The sequence below is a fragment of the Helicobacter sp. genome, from assembly GCF_022770205.1.
GTDB lineage: Bacteria > Campylobacterota > Campylobacteria > Campylobacterales > Helicobacteraceae > Helicobacter_D.
This window is the reverse complement of sequence record NZ_JALEIK010000022.1, coordinates 1-16202: the sequence shown is the minus strand read 5'-3', so window position 1 is coordinate 16202 and position 16202 is coordinate 1. Positions and strand designations below refer to the sequence as shown.

16 protein-coding genes and 1 pseudogene are annotated in these 16202 nt (G+C 38.2%); 10 read left to right on the top strand and 7 right to left on the bottom strand.

Going from position 1 to position 16202, the window contains the following annotated elements:
* From ilvN to MRZ19_RS04980, 3 genes are read left to right on the top strand one after another with little or no spacing between them, the layout of a single operon-like run.
* Positions 1-474: an acetolactate synthase small subunit gene (gene ilvN, locus MRZ19_RS04990; protein WP_291030959.1), complete on the top strand. Its 474-nt coding sequence runs from the start codon at positions 1-3 to the stop codon at positions 472-474.
* A gap of 9 nt (positions 475-483) precedes the next feature.
* Complete coding sequence (lpxD, locus tag MRZ19_RS04985; protein ID WP_291030957.1) at positions 484-1488, top strand: UDP-3-O-(3-hydroxymyristoyl)glucosamine N-acyltransferase; 1005 nt, start codon at positions 484-486, stop codon at positions 1486-1488.
* A 39-nt stretch (positions 1489-1527) separates the two neighbouring features.
* Positions 1528-1779 carry a hypothetical protein gene (locus MRZ19_RS04980; protein ID WP_291030955.1) on the top strand — a complete coding sequence of 84 codons (252 nt, stop codon included), beginning with the start codon at positions 1528-1530 and terminating at the stop codon, positions 1777-1779.
* Between the two features lie 45 nt (positions 1780-1824).
* On the opposite strand, the gene MRZ19_RS04975 is transcribed toward MRZ19_RS04980, so the two are convergent.
* From MRZ19_RS04975 to flhB, 4 genes are all read right to left on the bottom strand, one after another.
* Entirely contained in the window at positions 1825-3276 is a 1452-nt protein-coding gene (locus MRZ19_RS04975; protein ID WP_291031029.1) for a replicative DNA helicase, read from the bottom strand.
* 242 nt (positions 3277-3518) lie between these two features.
* On the bottom strand, positions 3519-3680 hold the full coding sequence (locus tag MRZ19_RS04970; protein WP_291030953.1) for a hypothetical protein: 162 nt from the start codon (positions 3678-3680) through the stop codon (positions 3519-3521).
* 9 nt (positions 3681-3689) lie between these two features.
* Entirely contained in the window at positions 3690-5117 is a 1428-nt protein-coding gene (gene gatB / locus MRZ19_RS04965) for an Asp-tRNA(Asn)/Glu-tRNA(Gln) amidotransferase subunit GatB (protein ID WP_291030952.1), read from the bottom strand.
* 83 nt (positions 5118-5200) lie between these two features.
* On the bottom strand, positions 5201-6262 hold the full coding sequence (flhB, locus tag MRZ19_RS04960; RefSeq protein ID WP_291030950.1) for a flagellar biosynthesis protein FlhB: 1062 nt from the start codon (positions 6260-6262) through the stop codon (positions 5201-5203).
* 161 nt (positions 6263-6423) lie between these two features.
* Between flhB and moaA the strand changes: the two genes are divergently transcribed.
* The 4 genes and pseudogenes from moaA (at position 6424) to queF (ending at position 9816) form a co-directional block, all read left to right on the top strand.
* A complete protein-coding gene (gene moaA / locus MRZ19_RS04955) occupies positions 6424-7422 on the top strand; it encodes a GTP 3',8-cyclase MoaA (RefSeq protein ID WP_291030948.1) in 999 nt (332 codons plus the stop codon).
* A gap of 100 nt (positions 7423-7522) precedes the next feature.
* On the top strand, positions 7523-7960 hold the full coding sequence (locus MRZ19_RS04950) for a DNA starvation/stationary phase protection protein (RefSeq protein ID WP_291031028.1): 438 nt from the start codon (positions 7523-7525) through the stop codon (positions 7958-7960).
* A gap of 171 nt (positions 7961-8131) precedes the next feature.
* The gene (gene gltS / locus MRZ19_RS04945; protein ID WP_291030946.1) at positions 8132-9343 is read left to right on the top strand and encodes a sodium/glutamate symporter; all 1212 of its coding nucleotides are present in this window, start codon (positions 8132-8134) and stop codon (positions 9341-9343) included.
* 4 nt (positions 9344-9347) lie between these two features.
* Positions 9348-9816 (top strand): annotated as a pseudogene (gene queF / locus MRZ19_RS04940) (preQ(1) synthase).
* Between the two features lie 134 nt (positions 9817-9950).
* Here the strand turns inward: queF and MRZ19_RS04935 are convergent.
* From MRZ19_RS04935 to MRZ19_RS04925, 3 genes are read right to left on the bottom strand one after another with little or no spacing between them, the layout of a single operon-like run.
* Entirely contained in the window at positions 9951-10586 is a 636-nt protein-coding gene (locus MRZ19_RS04935; protein ID WP_291030944.1) for a protein-L-isoaspartate(D-aspartate) O-methyltransferase, read from the bottom strand.
* 2 nt (positions 10587-10588) lie between these two features.
* Complete coding sequence (locus tag MRZ19_RS04930; protein WP_291031026.1) at positions 10589-11314, bottom strand: carbon-nitrogen hydrolase family protein; 726 nt, start codon at positions 11312-11314, stop codon at positions 10589-10591.
* On the bottom strand, positions 11304-12332 hold the full coding sequence (locus MRZ19_RS04925) for a ribonucleotide-diphosphate reductase subunit beta (RefSeq protein ID WP_291030942.1): 1029 nt from the start codon (positions 12330-12332) through the stop codon (positions 11304-11306). Before MRZ19_RS04925 ends, MRZ19_RS04930 begins: the two co-directional genes overlap by 11 nt.
* Positions 12333-12425: 93 nt before the next feature.
* On the opposite strand from MRZ19_RS04925, the gene MRZ19_RS04920 reads away from it, so the two are divergent.
* The 3 genes from MRZ19_RS04920 to MRZ19_RS04910 are packed head-to-tail and all read left to right on the top strand — an operon-like array spanning position 12426 to position 16029.
* Positions 12426-14576, top strand: a complete 2151-nt coding sequence (locus tag MRZ19_RS04920) for a cation-translocating P-type ATPase (protein ID WP_291030940.1) — start codon at positions 12426-12428, stop codon at positions 14574-14576.
* Positions 14564-15484 carry a flagella basal body P-ring formation protein FlgA gene (locus MRZ19_RS04915; RefSeq protein ID WP_291030938.1) on the top strand — a complete coding sequence of 307 codons (921 nt, stop codon included), beginning with the start codon at positions 14564-14566 and terminating at the stop codon, positions 15482-15484. The genes MRZ19_RS04920 and MRZ19_RS04915 overlap by 13 nt, the downstream gene beginning before the upstream one ends.
* On the top strand, positions 15481-16029 hold the full coding sequence (locus MRZ19_RS04910; RefSeq protein WP_291030936.1) for a UbiX family flavin prenyltransferase: 549 nt from the start codon (positions 15481-15483) through the stop codon (positions 16027-16029). The genes MRZ19_RS04915 and MRZ19_RS04910 overlap by 4 nt, the downstream gene beginning before the upstream one ends.
* Positions 16030-16202: the final 173 nt, after the last annotated feature.

Genomic DNA, 16202 nt, shown 5'->3' with positions numbered 1-16202 from the left:
ATGCAAATCAAACGCATAATCACCGTAACAGTGCTCAATGAACACGGCGTTTTATCGCGCATTAGCGGGCTTTTTGCAGGACGCGGTTATAATATAGAATCTCTAAGTGTTGCACCCATTTTGGATTCCAACCTTTCGCGCATAACCATTGCCACAAAGGGAGATGATAAGGTGCTAGAGCAAATCCTTAAGCAACTCCACAAGCTCATCCCTGTGCTAAAAGTGCTTGAAGATGAGCAGATTATTGAGCAGGAATCTTTGCTTGTAAAATTCAATGCAGATTGCAATTTAAGCGCAATTAGCACACTCTTTAATGGCTTTAATGGAAGGCTTTTAGAAGCAAATGAAAAATGTTCCATTTTTATTGCCTGCGATACGCACGCACGCATTAATACACTTCTAAATGCGCTAAAAATCCATAAACCAAAAGACATTACCCGTAGCGGAATCCTAGCGATTGAGTCTAATAATTAAAGGGAAAGTATGGAGCTAAAAGAGATTGTCGCGCTTTTAAAGGATAAAGATGTCCTAGAATGCGTAATGTGCTATCATAATGGGAAGTGGCAAGCGCATTCTAATTTTTTGGATTCCAATTTGATAATCAACCTAGAATCGCCACAAAATGCCACTTGCAACTCCATCACTTTTTTAGAAAAAGATCAATACATTGAAGAGATTAAAACAACAAAAGCAAAAGCAGTTTTAACACGCAAAGAACATTTAAATGTGATTCCAACTTCCGCCTTTGCGCTTGTGTGTGAAAGCCCCTACCTTGGAATGGCTTATCTTACAGAATGCTTTGCCGCGCCACTTTTTAATAGCGCAACTCCACCAAAAATTGCTAAAAGCGCGCAAATTGCTAGCAATGTAGCCATTGGCAATGGTAGCGAGATAGGGGAAAATTGTGTGATTTTAGCAAATGTAAGCATTGGGGAAAATGTCAAAATCGGATCAAATTGTGTGTTATTCCCCGGAGTTTGCATTTATAATCATTGTGAGCTAGGAGATAATGTTAGAATCCACGCAAATAGCGTGATTGGAAGCGATGGTTTTGGCTATGCACACACCAAAGATGGAAGGCATATTAAAATTTATCACAATGGCAAAGCCGTGCTTGAAAATGATGTGGAAATTGGCGCAAACACAACAATCGACAGGGCTGTCTTTGGTGAAACGCGCATCAAGCAAGGCACGAAGATTGATAACCTTGTGCAAATTGCGCATAATTGTAACATTGGCGAATTTTCCATCATCGTTTCACAAGCAGGCATTTCAGGCTCTACCTCAACAGGACGCAATGTTGTTTTGGGGGGGCAATGCGGAAGTGCTGGGCATTTGCACATTGGCGACTTCACGCAAGTAGGAGCGCGCGGAGCGATTTCAAAGAGTCTGCCTGCAAATGGGAAGTTTTCAGGACATCCGCTCTTACCGCTTAATGATTGGTTAAAATTACAAGCACTTTTAAAAAAAATGTTAAAAAAAACTTAAAAATTTGCTACAACTTGCTCACATAAATAAAGGAAAACAATGCGACAAAAAATTAAAAAACTCTCTTATACAATCCCCTTAAAGAGTAGCCTTTTAAAAAAAGGCACTATTGAAGTCTCCGCCTTTGATCTTCCTAACCAAGATAGCAAAGACACAGGAGCGGTTACTATCAAAGTTAATGTTAATGACACACTAAGGGATGCTACACAAAACGAACAATCCATAATGATTCCAAAAAAGCGAATTAAAGCCTTACGCAAAGCGTTGAAAAAAATTAGCAAAAAACTCTAAAAGTCCAAAAACTTCCCAAAAAAGTTGGAATCGCAAATATAAAATCTAAATAAATGGCACTTCTATTTTATCCCCTTGTCCATCATCTTGTGGGGGAATGAATTTTGTCTGTGTTGTTTCTGCATTTTCAAATGTAATTTGCAATGCTGACATTGAATCGCTTGTATCAATAAAGCGCGTGCAATGCTTTTGGAACACAAGCTTTACCATACCTGTTGGACCATTGCGCTGTTTGCCAATGATTATCTCTGCTTCCTCTTCATTTTTGAACACAAAAGTGCTTTTATACTCTTTACCCTCTTTTTTAAAGGCTTCTTCTTTCTCTTTCTCATCTTTTAGCTTATACACTGCATCACGATACACAAACAAAATAATATCTGCATCCTGCTCAATAGAGCCTGACTCTCTTAAATCTGAGAGCATAGGACGCCTATCGCTTCTTGACTCAAGGCTTCTATTAAGTTGTGAGAGCGCAATAATAGGAATCTCTAATTCTCTTGCTATCATTTTTAGCCCACGGCTAATTTCACTCACTTCTTGATGTCTATCCCTGTTGCTTGCCCCACTCATCAACTGCAAATAATCAACCACAGCAAGTCCAATTTCTGGATGCTTGGACTTAATTTTACGGAGTTTTGTGCGTAGCTGATGGATTGTTAGGATGCTATTATCATCAATAAAAAGCGGTGCCTTACTCATCACATCTACGGCATATGAGAGATTCCTCCACTCATCATCTTGCAAATTCCCTACACGCAAATCCTGTAAAGCAATAGAAGTTTTGGCTGCAAGCATTCTTAGCATTAATTGTTCTGCTGGCATTTCAAGACTAAAAAACGCCACTCCGCGCCCTGTGTCTAATGCTTTTTGCGACATATTTAACACAAGCGTTGTTTTGCCCATTGCAGGGCGTGCTGCAACAATGATTAAATCTCCGTTACCAAAACCCGTTGTTATTTTATTTAAACTTGTAAATCCTGTATCCACACCAATTAGCAAATGATTTCCGCGCGCCTTCATTTTATTGATATATTCCATTGTGGCCTCTGAGATTTCCTTGGCACTTCTAAAATCACGGCTTTGTTGCACATTTGTGATTTTATAAAGCTCACTTTGGAGATAATCCATTATCTCTTGTGTGTTAGAATTTTCATCGCTTGTTGATTCTTGAATTTTAGTTGCAAAAGAATGCAATTTACGCTTGATGGAAGCATTGCGGATTTCATCTGCATAGGCTTTCACATTTCCAATTGGGCTTGTTGTTAGCACATTTAAAAGCTCTTCTTGTGGAATAGGGCGAGCTTTTGTAGAAAGCTTTAAAATAAACTCTTCATCAATGGGGCGATCGGTGCGGTGTAACTCTAACATTGCAAAAAAAATGTTTTTATGGGGTGCATAAGAGAAATCTTCAGGAGCTAGTAACTCTGCTAGTGTGTCTAAGCGTTCAGAATCAAAAAGGATTGAGCTTAAAACTGCACGCTCAATTTGCATTTGCATTTCCATAATCTTCCTTTAATTTTATATCAAAAAAATAAATGTGTAAGCACACTTAGCGCATACACATAGGAGAAAAAACCAACAATGGGAATAAGATTTATCAAAGAAAGTGGAATAATCACACTTTTAATCTTGCCTTTTTGTGCCAACCTTAAACTCTCATAAGAAACATCGCCACAAAAATTTTTATCACAGCCCACGCCAACCAAGTGCTACTAAAGCCAAAATCCACGCGCAAAAACTCATACAATACCACATACAAATTTGCGCCATATAAGGATTCCACAGAACAATAAAAATGCAAGCAACAAAGGCAAAAACGAAAGTCCTAGCAAATAAGGTGTAAAAAAATCACGCCTTGCAAGCTTAGAGTATTCTTTTTTTCCTAGTGTTTTGGATTCCATATTTTAGCTTTATTGCAACTTCTCTTTTAAAAGTTCATTCACACGAGCAGGATTTACTCCCTTAGCATTTTTCATCACCTGCCCTACAAAGAATCCAAAAAGCTTATCTTTTCCATTTTTATATTCAACAACCTTGTCTGCATTAGCCTGCAACACAGAATCAATCACGCTTAAAATTGCTCCCTCATCATTAACCTGCTCTAATCCCATTGCAGAAATCAAAGAATCCACATCACCACCGCGTTTTTCTACAAGAACATCTAAAATTTCTTTGCCACTTTTTCCACTAATTTTGCCTGCATCAATGCGTTTAACCAAAGTTGCAAGCACGCTAGATTCTATCCCACAATTTTGTAAAGTATTCTCTCCTTTTAGTCGCCCCAAAAGTTCTGTTGTAAGCCAAGTTACCGCACCTTTTGCGCTTGCTCCAAAATCAAGCATAGATTCAAAATACAATGCCATTTCAAGTTCATTTGTTAATACGCTTGCATCACTTGCTTTAATCCCAAAATCACGGATATAGCGTTCTCTTTTCTCATCGGGCATTTCTGGAATCTCTTTACCCTCGCGCATTAATGCTTCATCAATAAACACAGGGAGCAAATCAGGGTCAGGGAAGTAGCGATAATCTGCTGCTTCCTCTTTGCCACGCATTGAGCGCGTTGTGCCTTTTGTTGTGTCAAAAAGCCGTGTTTCTTGCACAACTTGTGCTTCATACTTGCCATCCTCCCACGCAACAATTTGCCGCTCCACTTCGTATTCTATTGCCTTTTGGATAAATTTAAAGGAATTTAGATTCTTAATTTCTACGCGCGTATAAAGCTTAGAATCCCCTTTTGGGCGAATAGAAACATTCGCATCACAACGGAAACTGCCCTCTTGCATATTTGCATCACTAATTCCAAGAAAGCGCACAATAGAGTGCAACTTTTTAAGATAAGCAATGGCTTCATCACTACTACGCATATCCGGCTCACTTACAATCTCTAAAAGCGGTGTGCAAGCGCGGTTTAAATCCACTTTAGAAAACTGCCCTTCGTGGATATTTTTCCCTGCATCTTCTTCCATATGCGCACGCGTTACGCCAATGATTTTTTTTGCACCATTCATTTTAATTTCAATCTCTCCACGCCCCACAATTGGAATCTCAAATTGACTGATTTGATATGCCTTTGGTAAATCCGGATAAAAATAATTTTTACGCGCAAATACAGAATTTTGGTTAATCTTGGCATTAATTGCCACACCAAAGCTAATTGCCTTTTTTACAACTTCGCGATTTAATACAGGCAAAGCACCGGGCAAGCCCAAACAAGTTGGACAAACATTTTTATTAGGGTTATCCCCAAAACTTGTTGCGCAAGAACAGAAGATTTTTGTTTTTGTATTAAGCTGGACATGCACTTCAAGTCCAATGATGGTTTCAAAAGCACTCATTTTAGCCCCTTGTAATCATTTATTATAAGATAATGTTAGCGTATTCTAGCGTGTTTTACATTGTAGTAATATTTAACTTATCCTTACGCACTTTTACGCCCATCATTGATGCGTTGCACTTCAAGCAGCACATTTACCATTGCTTGATAAAGTGATTCTGGAATCTCTTTATCAAGTTCAACATCTTTATACAATGCCCTTGCAAGCGGTGGGTTTTCTATGATAGGAATTGCGTGTTCTGTGGCGATTTCTTTAATGCGTTGGGCTAGGAAATCTACCCCTTTAGCAAGCACGCGTGGCGCACGCTCTTTTTGATTATCATAGCGCAACGCCACCGCATAATGCGTTGGGTTTGTTACTACCACATCAGCACTTGGGATATTTTGTAGCATTCTTTTTCTTGCTGCTTGAAACATTAAAGAGCGGATTTTTCCCTTAACTTGTTGGTCCCCTTCTTGGTTTTTAAATTCATCTTTGACTTCCTGCTTGCTCATACGCAATGATTTAAAATATTGATACCGCTTAATCATATAGTCCACACTTGCCATTACCAAAAAAAATGCTAAAAGGATTCCAATTAAAACAATTGCCTTATCCCTAAACCATAGCATTTGATCTCCAAGCGGAAGGAGTGCAATGGTTGTTAGCTCGTGCATAAAGCCAAGAAATACAAAAAAAGCAATCACAAATGCCGTAAGCACCTTAAAGGTAATCAAAAAGCCATCTAATAACTTTTTTAATGTGATGAGATTTTTTAATCCCATAATGAAATTTAGCTTTTGAAGCTTGGGTTGGATGGCTTTAGTTGTTAGCAAAAAGCCACTTTGAGAAATATTTGCAATCACACCTATTAACATCAAAGCCCCAAAAATAGGTGCTAGCAAATACAGCACTTGAAACATTAAAGATAGGGTTAGGGACATCGCATTTGAACGCGTAAATTCTTGGGAGAAGCCTTGATAGATTTGCTCAAACACACCGCCAAGCCCACGCACCCAAAAATTAAAACACAAAAACACTAAAGCCAAGCCCACAACAAGCCCTAAAAACGCATTGACATCAGGGCTTTTAATGACATTGCCTTCTTCGCGTGCCTTTTGTATTCTCCGCCCCGTAGGAGCTTCTGTCTTTTCCTCATCCGCCATAACTCTCCCTTAATATAAAGTTAAAGCTCTCTTAAAGCCTTGCCACATTTACGATTCCAACTTTTATTAGAATGCGTATTTTACCAAAGAAATGCGCACATATAAATTTTCACAAAATCATATTTTTTGTATGATTCCATAATTCCAAACAAGGAGCGTGTGTGCTAGTTGATAGCTTTGGTAGAACCATTGATTATATGCGCATTAGCGTAACAGAACGCTGCAATTTCCGCTGCGCTTATTGTATGCCAAATACTCCGATGGATATAGGCAATGAAACCCAAGATGTGCCCTTAGATGCTATTTTAAATTTTATTCAAGTTGCCATTAATGCAGGGGTAAAGAAAATTAGAATCACAGGGGGAGAGCCACTTTTGCGCTCTAAAATTGTGGAATTTATCGCTAATATTTGTAAAATCGCTCCCCATATTGATATTGCCCTAACGACAAACGCCTTTTTGCTAGCTCCCATAGCACAAGACTTAAAAAATGCTGGATTAAAGCGCATTAACATTTCCCTAGACTCCTTAAACAAAGAACATATTAAGTGCATCTCTAAAAGAGATGGATTAGATAAGATTCTACTTGGCATTCAAAGCGCACGCAAAGCAGGCTTAAAGATTAAGCTTAATATGGTGCCACTACGGGGAATTAATGACTCTGAAATTGTAGAGATTTTAGAATACGCCATAGGTTTAGGTGTGATGGTGCGTTATATTGAGTTTATGGAAAATACGCACGCAAGGAGCGAAATAAGGGGCTTAAAGCTAGCTGAGATTTTAGAGTATATCCGCAAAAAATACCAAGTGCAACTTTTCAATAAAGAAACTTTTGGACCAGCAGTGCTTTTTAAGATTCCACAAAAAGAAATCAAACAGAAGTTAAATTGTGCTTTAGAGCAAGATTATATTTTTGGAGTGATTGCTCCCCATAATGATGACTTTTGTAAAACCTGCAATCGTATTCGTCTAAGCAGTGAAGGTAAACTTATCCCCTGCCTTTACCACGAAAATGCAATCAGCGTTAAAGAGGCAATGTTAGAAGGTAACACACAAGAAATTTTAGAACGCCTAAAACTCTGCATCTCCACAAAACCAGAGAAAAATGATTGGAATGCAAATGCGATTTCCAAGCGCGCCTTTTACCAAACAGGAGGTTAGTTCTAACCGCAGATTTACAAACACAAGATTCTAAAGGATAATAATTTTCTTTTAAGATTCTTTGGAATAAAATTTTGGAATCAAAATTAAAGGAGAAATGATGCATAAAGTTACCCAAAGTCTAAAACAAATTCAAGCAGATTCTGCTGTGTTTTACATTAAGCTACACAATTACCATTGGAATGTTAAAGGTGGGGATTTCTACCCTGTCCATAGAGCATTAGAAGAAATGTATAATGGAATCGCAAAACAAATGGATGATGTCGCAGAGCGCATTTTGCAAATAGGAGAAAAACCCTTTGTTACACTAAAAGATATGCTAGCAACAAGCAGAATCCAAGAAGATAGTGCAACTTGTTTTGATTCTAAAACAATCCTTACAAAAATTTTGCCAGATTATGAATATTTTTTACAAGCTTTTAAGGAGCTTTCAGATACCGCAGGTGCAGTCAATGATAAAGCAAGCGTTGCATTAGCAGACGAAAAAATAGCAAGTTTAGAAAAAGCTGTTTGGATGCTAAGAGCACAGCTTGCGTAATTAAAACTCTTTATTTGGAATCCTTTTTTGGATTCTAAATGCTACTTTTATTCTCATTTTATCTGCATTGATACAATAATACACAAAAAATATATAATCCTTGAACTTCTTATGCGTTTCTAATTAATGTTGCTTTAAAATGCCATTTAATCTTAATAGAAAGGTTTGTCTATGGTTTTAACATTTAATTTTTACGCAACCTTGCTTGCTATGGTTTTTGTTTTGCTTCTTGGACGACTTATCATTAATCGCAGTCAATTTTTGCGCGATTATAATATTCCAGAACCCGTAGTTGGCGGAATCATTATTGCGATTTTGATTTTTATCCTTTACACTTATGGTAAAATTGAATTAAAGTTTGACAGCTCTTTAAAAGATCCTTTAATGCTTGCATTTTTTACAAGTATTGGCTTAAGTGCAGATTTTGCTTCCCTTAAAAAAGGAGGAAAAATCTTAATAGGATTTTTGTTTATCGTTACAGGATTGCTCTTTTTGCAAAATATCGTGGGCATTAGTGTAGCGACACTCCTAGGAGTAGATCCAGCAATTGGACTTTTAGGTGGCTCTGTTACAATGAGTGGAGGACACGGCACAGGTGCAGCGTGGGCAGATATTTTCAAAAATCCCCCTTATAATTTTAGCGCAGCAACAGAAGTGGCAATAGCAAGCGCGACATTTGGACTTGTAATGGGCGGACTAATTGGTGGTCCAGTAGCGCATTATCTCATCAAAAAGCACAATTTAACGCTTCCTTCAATAAGCTCTCAAGAAGAAGTCCCAACAGGCTTTGAAAAACCAGAAAAAGAACGCTTAATTACCGCAACTTCTTTTGTAGAATCCTTAGCGTTAATTGTGATTGCACTCTATATCGGAACAGAAATTGCAGCATACGCACAAGGCAAAGGCTTCACTCTACCAACATTTGTATGGTGTTTGTTTATGGGTGTAATTTTGCGCAATGTCTTACAGGCAACAAAAATGCATCAAGTCTTTGATAGAGAAGTTTCAGTGATTGGAAATGTTAGCCTATCGCTATTCTTAGCATTTGCGCTAATGACAATCAACCTTTGGCAACTCGTTTCTTTAGCGATTCCTATGCTAGTTATCCTTGCGTGCCAAGTTGTGTTGATGGTGCTTTATGCGGTTTTTATTACCTTTAGGTTTTGCGGCAAAGATTATGATGCAGTCGTGCTTGCAGCAGGGCATTGTGGATTTGGACTAGGAGCTACACCAACGGCAATGGTAAATATGCAAACAGTAACACAGCACTATGGAGCAAGCCACACAGCATTTATTGTTGTGCCGCTTGTGGGTGCGTTTTTTATTGACATCATTAATGCACTTGTGATTAGCGCATCACTAAAATTGCCTTTCTTTGGTTAAATAAATGGAATCCCTAAAGCATTTAAGTGCTCGCACGCAATATGTGTTCAGCTATGATAAGAATCTTTTAGAAACCTTTAAAAATAAGCACAAAGGGCGCGATTACTTTGTAAAATTTAATTGCCCAGAATTTACAAGCTTTGTCCAATCGCAGGGCAACCAGACTTTGCTACAATTTATATTAGCTACATTCCAGAGCTTAAAATGGTAGAATCCAAATCGCTCAAGCTTTACTTTTTAGCTTCCGTAATCACGGAGGATTCCACGAAGATTGCGTCAATATAATTCTAAATGACTTAGTAGAGTTAATGCAACCACGCTATTTAGAAGTGTGAGGGAAATTTACTCCGCGTGGTGGGATTAGCATTGATCCTTATGCAAACTATGGAATCCCAAATACAAAATATGCGCAAATGGCAGAATACCGCTTGCTAAACCACGATTTATATCCAGAGAAAATTGACAATCGCTAAATTATAGCGATTTTTTGTTTCTATTGTGCTATAATCACAACTGCTTTCCACTGCAAAGAAAGTTTTCTGTTTATCCCCCTTTTTAAAGATGCTTTCTTGCGTGGAAGGCTTAAACTCTCTTATAAACCCAACAACTAATTCCGCTCTAATCCATTCACAACAGGCACAAACACACAGCGTTCAAGCTCTTCTTTTTGTGTTAGGATTCCGTTTTGTTTTTTAAAGCGCGTGATGATTTGTGCTTGATTAATTAGCATTGGAGCAACTAGGATTCCGCCTTCATTGAGTTGGTTAATAAGACTTTGGGGAATCTCTTTTGTAGAAGCAGAAAATAAGATTCTATCATAAGGAGCAAAGGTAGCCCAGCCATTTTGCCCATCATCAAGCTTTGTATTGATATTGTAGATGTTGCAGAGTTTAATGCGCCCCCTTGCTTCAAGCCAAAGTTTTTCAATGCGTTCAATGCTAAAAACACGGCGGATAATTTTACTTAAAATTGCTGCTTGATAGCCACTTCCACAGCCAATTTCTAGCACAGAATCCGCTCCCTCTGGTTGTAAAAATTCTGTCATTTTAGCCACAGTTAAGGGGGAGCTAATCCACTGACTCGCCCCCATAGGCAATGCATCAAGGGCGTATGCTAGGTGCTTAAAGCCATTGGGAACAAAAATTTCACGATTAATACTTAAAAATGCCTTTTCAGTTGGTAGGCTAAGGGGAAAACGCTTAGAAATCTCAAGCACCATATTAGCAGTTTTTAATGCTTCCACTTTTAGTTTAATCCGATATTAATGTATTTTCGCGCTTGTGCAATGGTGCTAAAATCAGCCTTTAAGCTAATCATTTCCTTGCTATCATCTGTTGTTGCAATGCCAAAAGGCGTGATGATTCCACTTCCTTTAGCGCAAGTGTCGTTTGCGCTACTGCTTGCAAGCACAAAGCTTTGTGTTGTGATTGCTAGGGCTTTTGTGAGTGTTTCAAAGTTATCTTTACGCTCTTTTCCCCATTGCGCTGGAACAACAATCAAATCACAGCCCTTAAGTTTTTGCCAAAGTTCAATAAAGCGCAATTCAAAGCAATTCATTGCCCCACAAGTTAATCCATCAATTTTAAAAGGCGCAATCTCGGCAATATCGCCACTTTGAAAATGCAAATGCTCATTGCCTAGCGGAAAGAGTTTGTGTTTGCTTTGTTTATGGAGCAATTCACCTTTGTGAAAAACCTTTAAATTATTGTAAAAGCCCTTGCGGTATTTTTCAATCATTGTTGTAATAATTGTGCGATCGCTTGATAATGCAAGTAGGGTTTTTGTCGCTTCTTTTGCAAATTCACTTGCTTCATCCATTCTTTGGTAGCAAAAGTTTGTCAAGCACACTTCTGGAGCTAGAATAATGGAATCACCTCTGCATTGGATAATAAGATTCCGCAAATGTTCCAAATTTTCTTCAAAATTTTGTTTTGTTTTTATCTGCAAAGAATAAAGTTGCTTAGAAATCATCAAAATTAATACTCCCTTTTGCGTAATTTGTAACATTTCCTTCAAAGAAATTTGTCTTTTGTTCGTTAAATGAGCTAAAAGCATCTACCCATTTCATCGGATGCCTTGCGTTATAAAGAGCTGGTAGCCCCACGCGTTTTAAACGACTATCTGCAAGATAACGGATATATTCTTGGATAATCTCACTAGTAAGCCCTAAAATTTGCCCTTGCGTGATGTAATCTCCCCAAGCGGATTCTACACGCACTGCTTCTCTAAACATTTCAATCACTTCATCAATTAAATCTTTGGTAAAAAGATGGGGAGATTCTTTTTTTAAGGAATTGATCATATTTTGGAATAACAAGAGATGTGTAACTTCATCGCGCTGGATAAAGCGAATCATTTGCGCACTGCCTAGCATTTTTCCGCTTCTTGCAAGGGTGTAAAAAAAGGCAAATCCACTATAAAAATAAATTCCTTCTAAGATTTGATTGGCAAACATTACTTTCAATAATGTGGATTCTGTGGGATTTACAGAGAGCTCTTCATAGACATTGGCAATGTAGTTGTTTTTGCTTTTGAGTTGAATGTCTGTGCGCCACATTTCATAAATTTCATCTGTGTTTGCAGAAATGGATTCTACCATTACTGCATAGCTTTGGGAATGCAAGGCTTCTTCAAAAGCTTGTCGCACTAAAATTAAGTTGATTTCTGGGCTTGTAACATAGGGATTGACATTATCAATTAAATTATTTGTTTGTAAGGAATCCATAAAGATGAGTTGCGCTAAGGCTCTGTCATAGCCAACTTTCTCTTCTGGTGTTAAGCCATCAGAATAATCGCGTTTATCTTGTGTCATATTGACTTCTTCTGGAAACCAAGAGTTTGCAAGCATTATTTTCCAAAGATTATAAGCCCACTGGTATTTGATTTTATTTAGTTCAAAAATACTTGTAGGATTCCCTCCAAAAATACGGCGTTCATTCACGCCTTCTTGAGAGTTTGGATTGTAAATCTTTTTGCGGTTAATCATCATTATGCCTTGCAAAAAAAATAAAAGAATTGTTAAAATTTTAAGAGTGCAATTATAGCCTTATAGATTTAAAACTGAATTATTTTTAGGAATAAAATGGAGATTGTGAAACTAAACATTAGTGGAATGCATTGTAGTGCGTGTTCTGCTACTATTGAAAAGAATTTGCAAAAGATTCCCTCTATCACAAACATTAAGATTAACGCAATTAGTGGGCACTCTAAAATTGCTTTTGATAACACAAAGATTTCTAAAGAAGAGATTGCTAGCCTAATCACTTCGTATGGTTTTCCTACAAGCCTAGATGATTCTAAAGCGCAAGAAGTGGCATATATTAAGGGACTAAAGCAACGCTTATTTGTTGCGATTCCGCTTTTTTTAGGGATTTTTCTTTTGCATATGGGAGGATTCCATAGTGCTTGGAGTGGTGCTTTACAGCTTATCTTAGCAAGCGTGGTGCAGTTTTATTGCGGGTATCCTTTTTATAAGGGGGCTAAGAGTTTTTTAAAGACAAAATCAGCGGATATGAATGTGTTAATCGCACTTGGCACAAGTGTGGCGTATGTGTATTCTTTGTATTTGTTTGCTTTAGGGGGGAGTGTTGATTTTGAGGATGGGTTTTATTTTGAAGGAAGCAGTGCTGTGATTTGCTTTGTGCTTGTGGGGGAGTATTTAAAGGCAAATGCGAAGAAAAGGGCAAGCGATGGTGTGGCAATGCTTGCTTCTATTCTCCCCACACAAGCAAGGCTAAAGTTAGAATCCAATTTAACAAAATGGGTTGCCATAGATGGAATCCAAAAAGGCGATGTGTGCTTGGTTTTAAGTGGGGAGAAAATCCCCTTAGATGGCGTGGTGCTAAGTGGCAAGGCGGAAGTGAGTAGTGCGCATATTAATGGAGAAGAGTTGCCAAAGCTTGTAGAGAGTGGGGCGGAAGTTGTTGGAGGGAGCTTGGTTTTAAATGGGGAACTTACCATTGAAGCAACTAAAGATGCCAATGCGTTTTTTGTGTATGAAATGCTAGATTTGCTAGAGTTATCCCAAAGTCAAAAGCCCGCTATTGGAAGGATTGCAGATAAGATTGCAAGTGTGTTTGTGCCAAGTGTGGTGGCAATTAGCCTGCTTGCGTTTGTGGTGTGGCTAGCTTTGGGGAAGGGTTTAGCCTTTGCGCTATCCATTGCTGCTTGTGTTTTAGTCATTTCTTGTCCTTGTGCTTTAGGGCTTGCGACGCCTTTAGCCATCGTGTGTGCTAGTATGCGCGCTAAGGGCTTAGAGATTTTAATAAAAAGCCCAGAAATCTATGAAAAAGCAGGGCAAATTCAAACCATTATCTTTGATAAAACAGGCACGCTGACAAAGGGGGAGATTGTGGTTAAAGAATGTAAGGTTTTCACGCAAAAGGGCGAAGATTTTGTAAAATCCATAGCAAAAACCTTGCAACACAACAATCCCCACCCAATCGCAAAGGCGATTTTAGAATTTACAAAGGAATCTAAAATGCTAGAGTTAGAGAGCAAGGAATACACAATTGCAAAGGGTGTTAAGGGCGAAATTTTAGGGGCGTCTTATTATTTTGGTCAATTAGAATGGGTGGAAACTTGTGCTAAGGTTAGCACTCTAAAAAATGAAAACGCCATTGCGCTAGCAAGAGAAAATGAGCTTTTAGCCCTGTTTTATTTACAAGATTCCATTAAAGAGAATGCAAAGGCTACGATTAATGCGCTTAAAAAACGCGCAATTACTCCTGTGATTTTAAGTGGGGATAACGCACAAAGCGTAGAAAAAGTGGCAAAAGAGCTTGGGATTAGAGAGTATTTTGCATCCATTGCGCCTGTGCAAAAGGCGCAAATTGTGGCGGAGTTTGCTAAAAAGGGCGGTGTGTGCTTTGTGGGCGATGGGATTAATGACGCTCTAGCCTTAAGGGAAGCAAGTTTTGGAATCTCTTTTATTGATGCGACGCAATTAGCGCAAGAAGTGGGTGATGTGCTGTTGTTAAAAAATGATTTGTGGGGGATTGTGGAAGTGTTTGATCTTGCAAATGTAACTTTACGCAATATTAAAGAAAATTTATTTTTTGCCTATGTGTATAATATTGTGTTAATTCCTATTGCTGCAGGTGTGCTGTATCCCCTTTTTGGAATCGTTTTACAGCCCGCATTTGCTGGGGCGGCAATGGCATTAAGCTCGCTTAGTGTGGTTAGCAATGCGCTTAGAATTTCAAAAATAAGATTAGAAAAATGCGAAAAATAATTCTCTTTTTATGCTGTGTAGTGTGCGTCAATGGTGCGTTTGGCTTGGATTATTTTGTGCTAAAAAAAGAATATCGCTTTAAAAATGAAGAAGTGTATGCAAAGGACTTGTTTGAAGGGATTGTAGAGGATTTTTTGCTTTTTAAGATTCCAACTAGCTCTAATAATTATCAGGTTAAAAGTAGTCAAATTATTAAGGCTTTTGAAAATGAAGGCATTGTGGTTGGTGCTGAAGTGCCTATTATTACCTTTAAGCGTGCGTTTGGTGGGGAGCAAAAGGGGATTAAGAATTATATCTTAAGCGAGTTGTTAAAAGAATACAAAAAGAATAATATCCAAATTGAAGCAATCCATTTAGAGCAAATCACGCCTGTGGATTTTAAAGAAGATGCGATTAAGTCTATTGATTTTCCCGCAAAGCTGCTAAAGCGCAATACAGGGAGTTTTGACATTGTTGTAGGGGAGCAAAGGGGGACGCAAATAAGGAATCGGAAAGTGTATTTTAAATATGTCATTGACGCAAAACTTCAAGCAATCCAAAGCAGTGAGCCTATTAGTGGGAGAAATGGGGTGAATTATAAGAATGCACATTTAGTTTGGATACCTTTTGAGAAAATTAGCAGTCCTTTAATGGAAGAGAGTGAGATGGGGAGAGTTGCAGTGCGCTCTTACACGCCAAAAGATGTGATAATCACGCAAGATAGGCTAATTCCAAAGCGTGTGGTAAAAAAGGGGGATAGGATTTTAATTAGCGTGGTAGAAAATGGGGTGTTGCTAGAATTTACGCTTGAAGCGCAAAAGGACGCCGCTGTGGGCGATGTTATAAAGGCGCGAGAGATTGATGATAGGAATGGCAAAAAGACTTATGAAGTGGAAATTTTAGCAGAAGGCAAGGGGAAATTGTTATGAAGCGCGTGATTATAGGGATTAGCGGAGCAAGTGGGGCAGGGCTTGGCTTAAAATTTTTAAAATCTCTGCCGTGTGAGATTGAAAAATATTGCGTGATGACAAAGGGTGCTAGGGAAGTTTTAAGGCTTGAAGAGGGTGTGGGGGAGTTTGATTTTAAAAAAATTTGGAATCTAAAATTGCTAGATGATGAAGATTTAGGGGCGTGTATTGCAAGTGGGTCTTTTGTGTGTGAGGCGATGGCGGTGATTCCTTGTTCAAGCGATGTGCTAGCAAAAATTGCGTGCGGGATTAGCGATACTTTGCTATTGCGTGCAGCAAGTGTGGTGATAAAAGAGAAGCGCAAATTGCTTTTAGGAGTTAGAGAAATGCCCCTTAGTGCAATAATGCTAGAGAATATGTTAAAGCTCTCTCATTTAGGCGTGGTGATAGCACCGCCTATTTTTGGGTATTATGCTGGGCGGAGTATGGAGGAAATTGAGAATTTATTAATAGGAAAATGGTGCGATAGTTTAGGTATTGCTTGTGATTATAAACGCTGGGAGTAATTTAACAAGTTTCTTTTTATTTCCCTTTTAATTTTTATCTCTCCTTAAGCTTTTATAGCTATAATTCCATTTCCTTTTTTGCGCTAAATTTTAATCCCTTAAATTAGCACATTATGATGAATTAGTTTCAACTAATTGAATCTCTAGTTTTAATCAGTTTTTAGTTTCTTGAT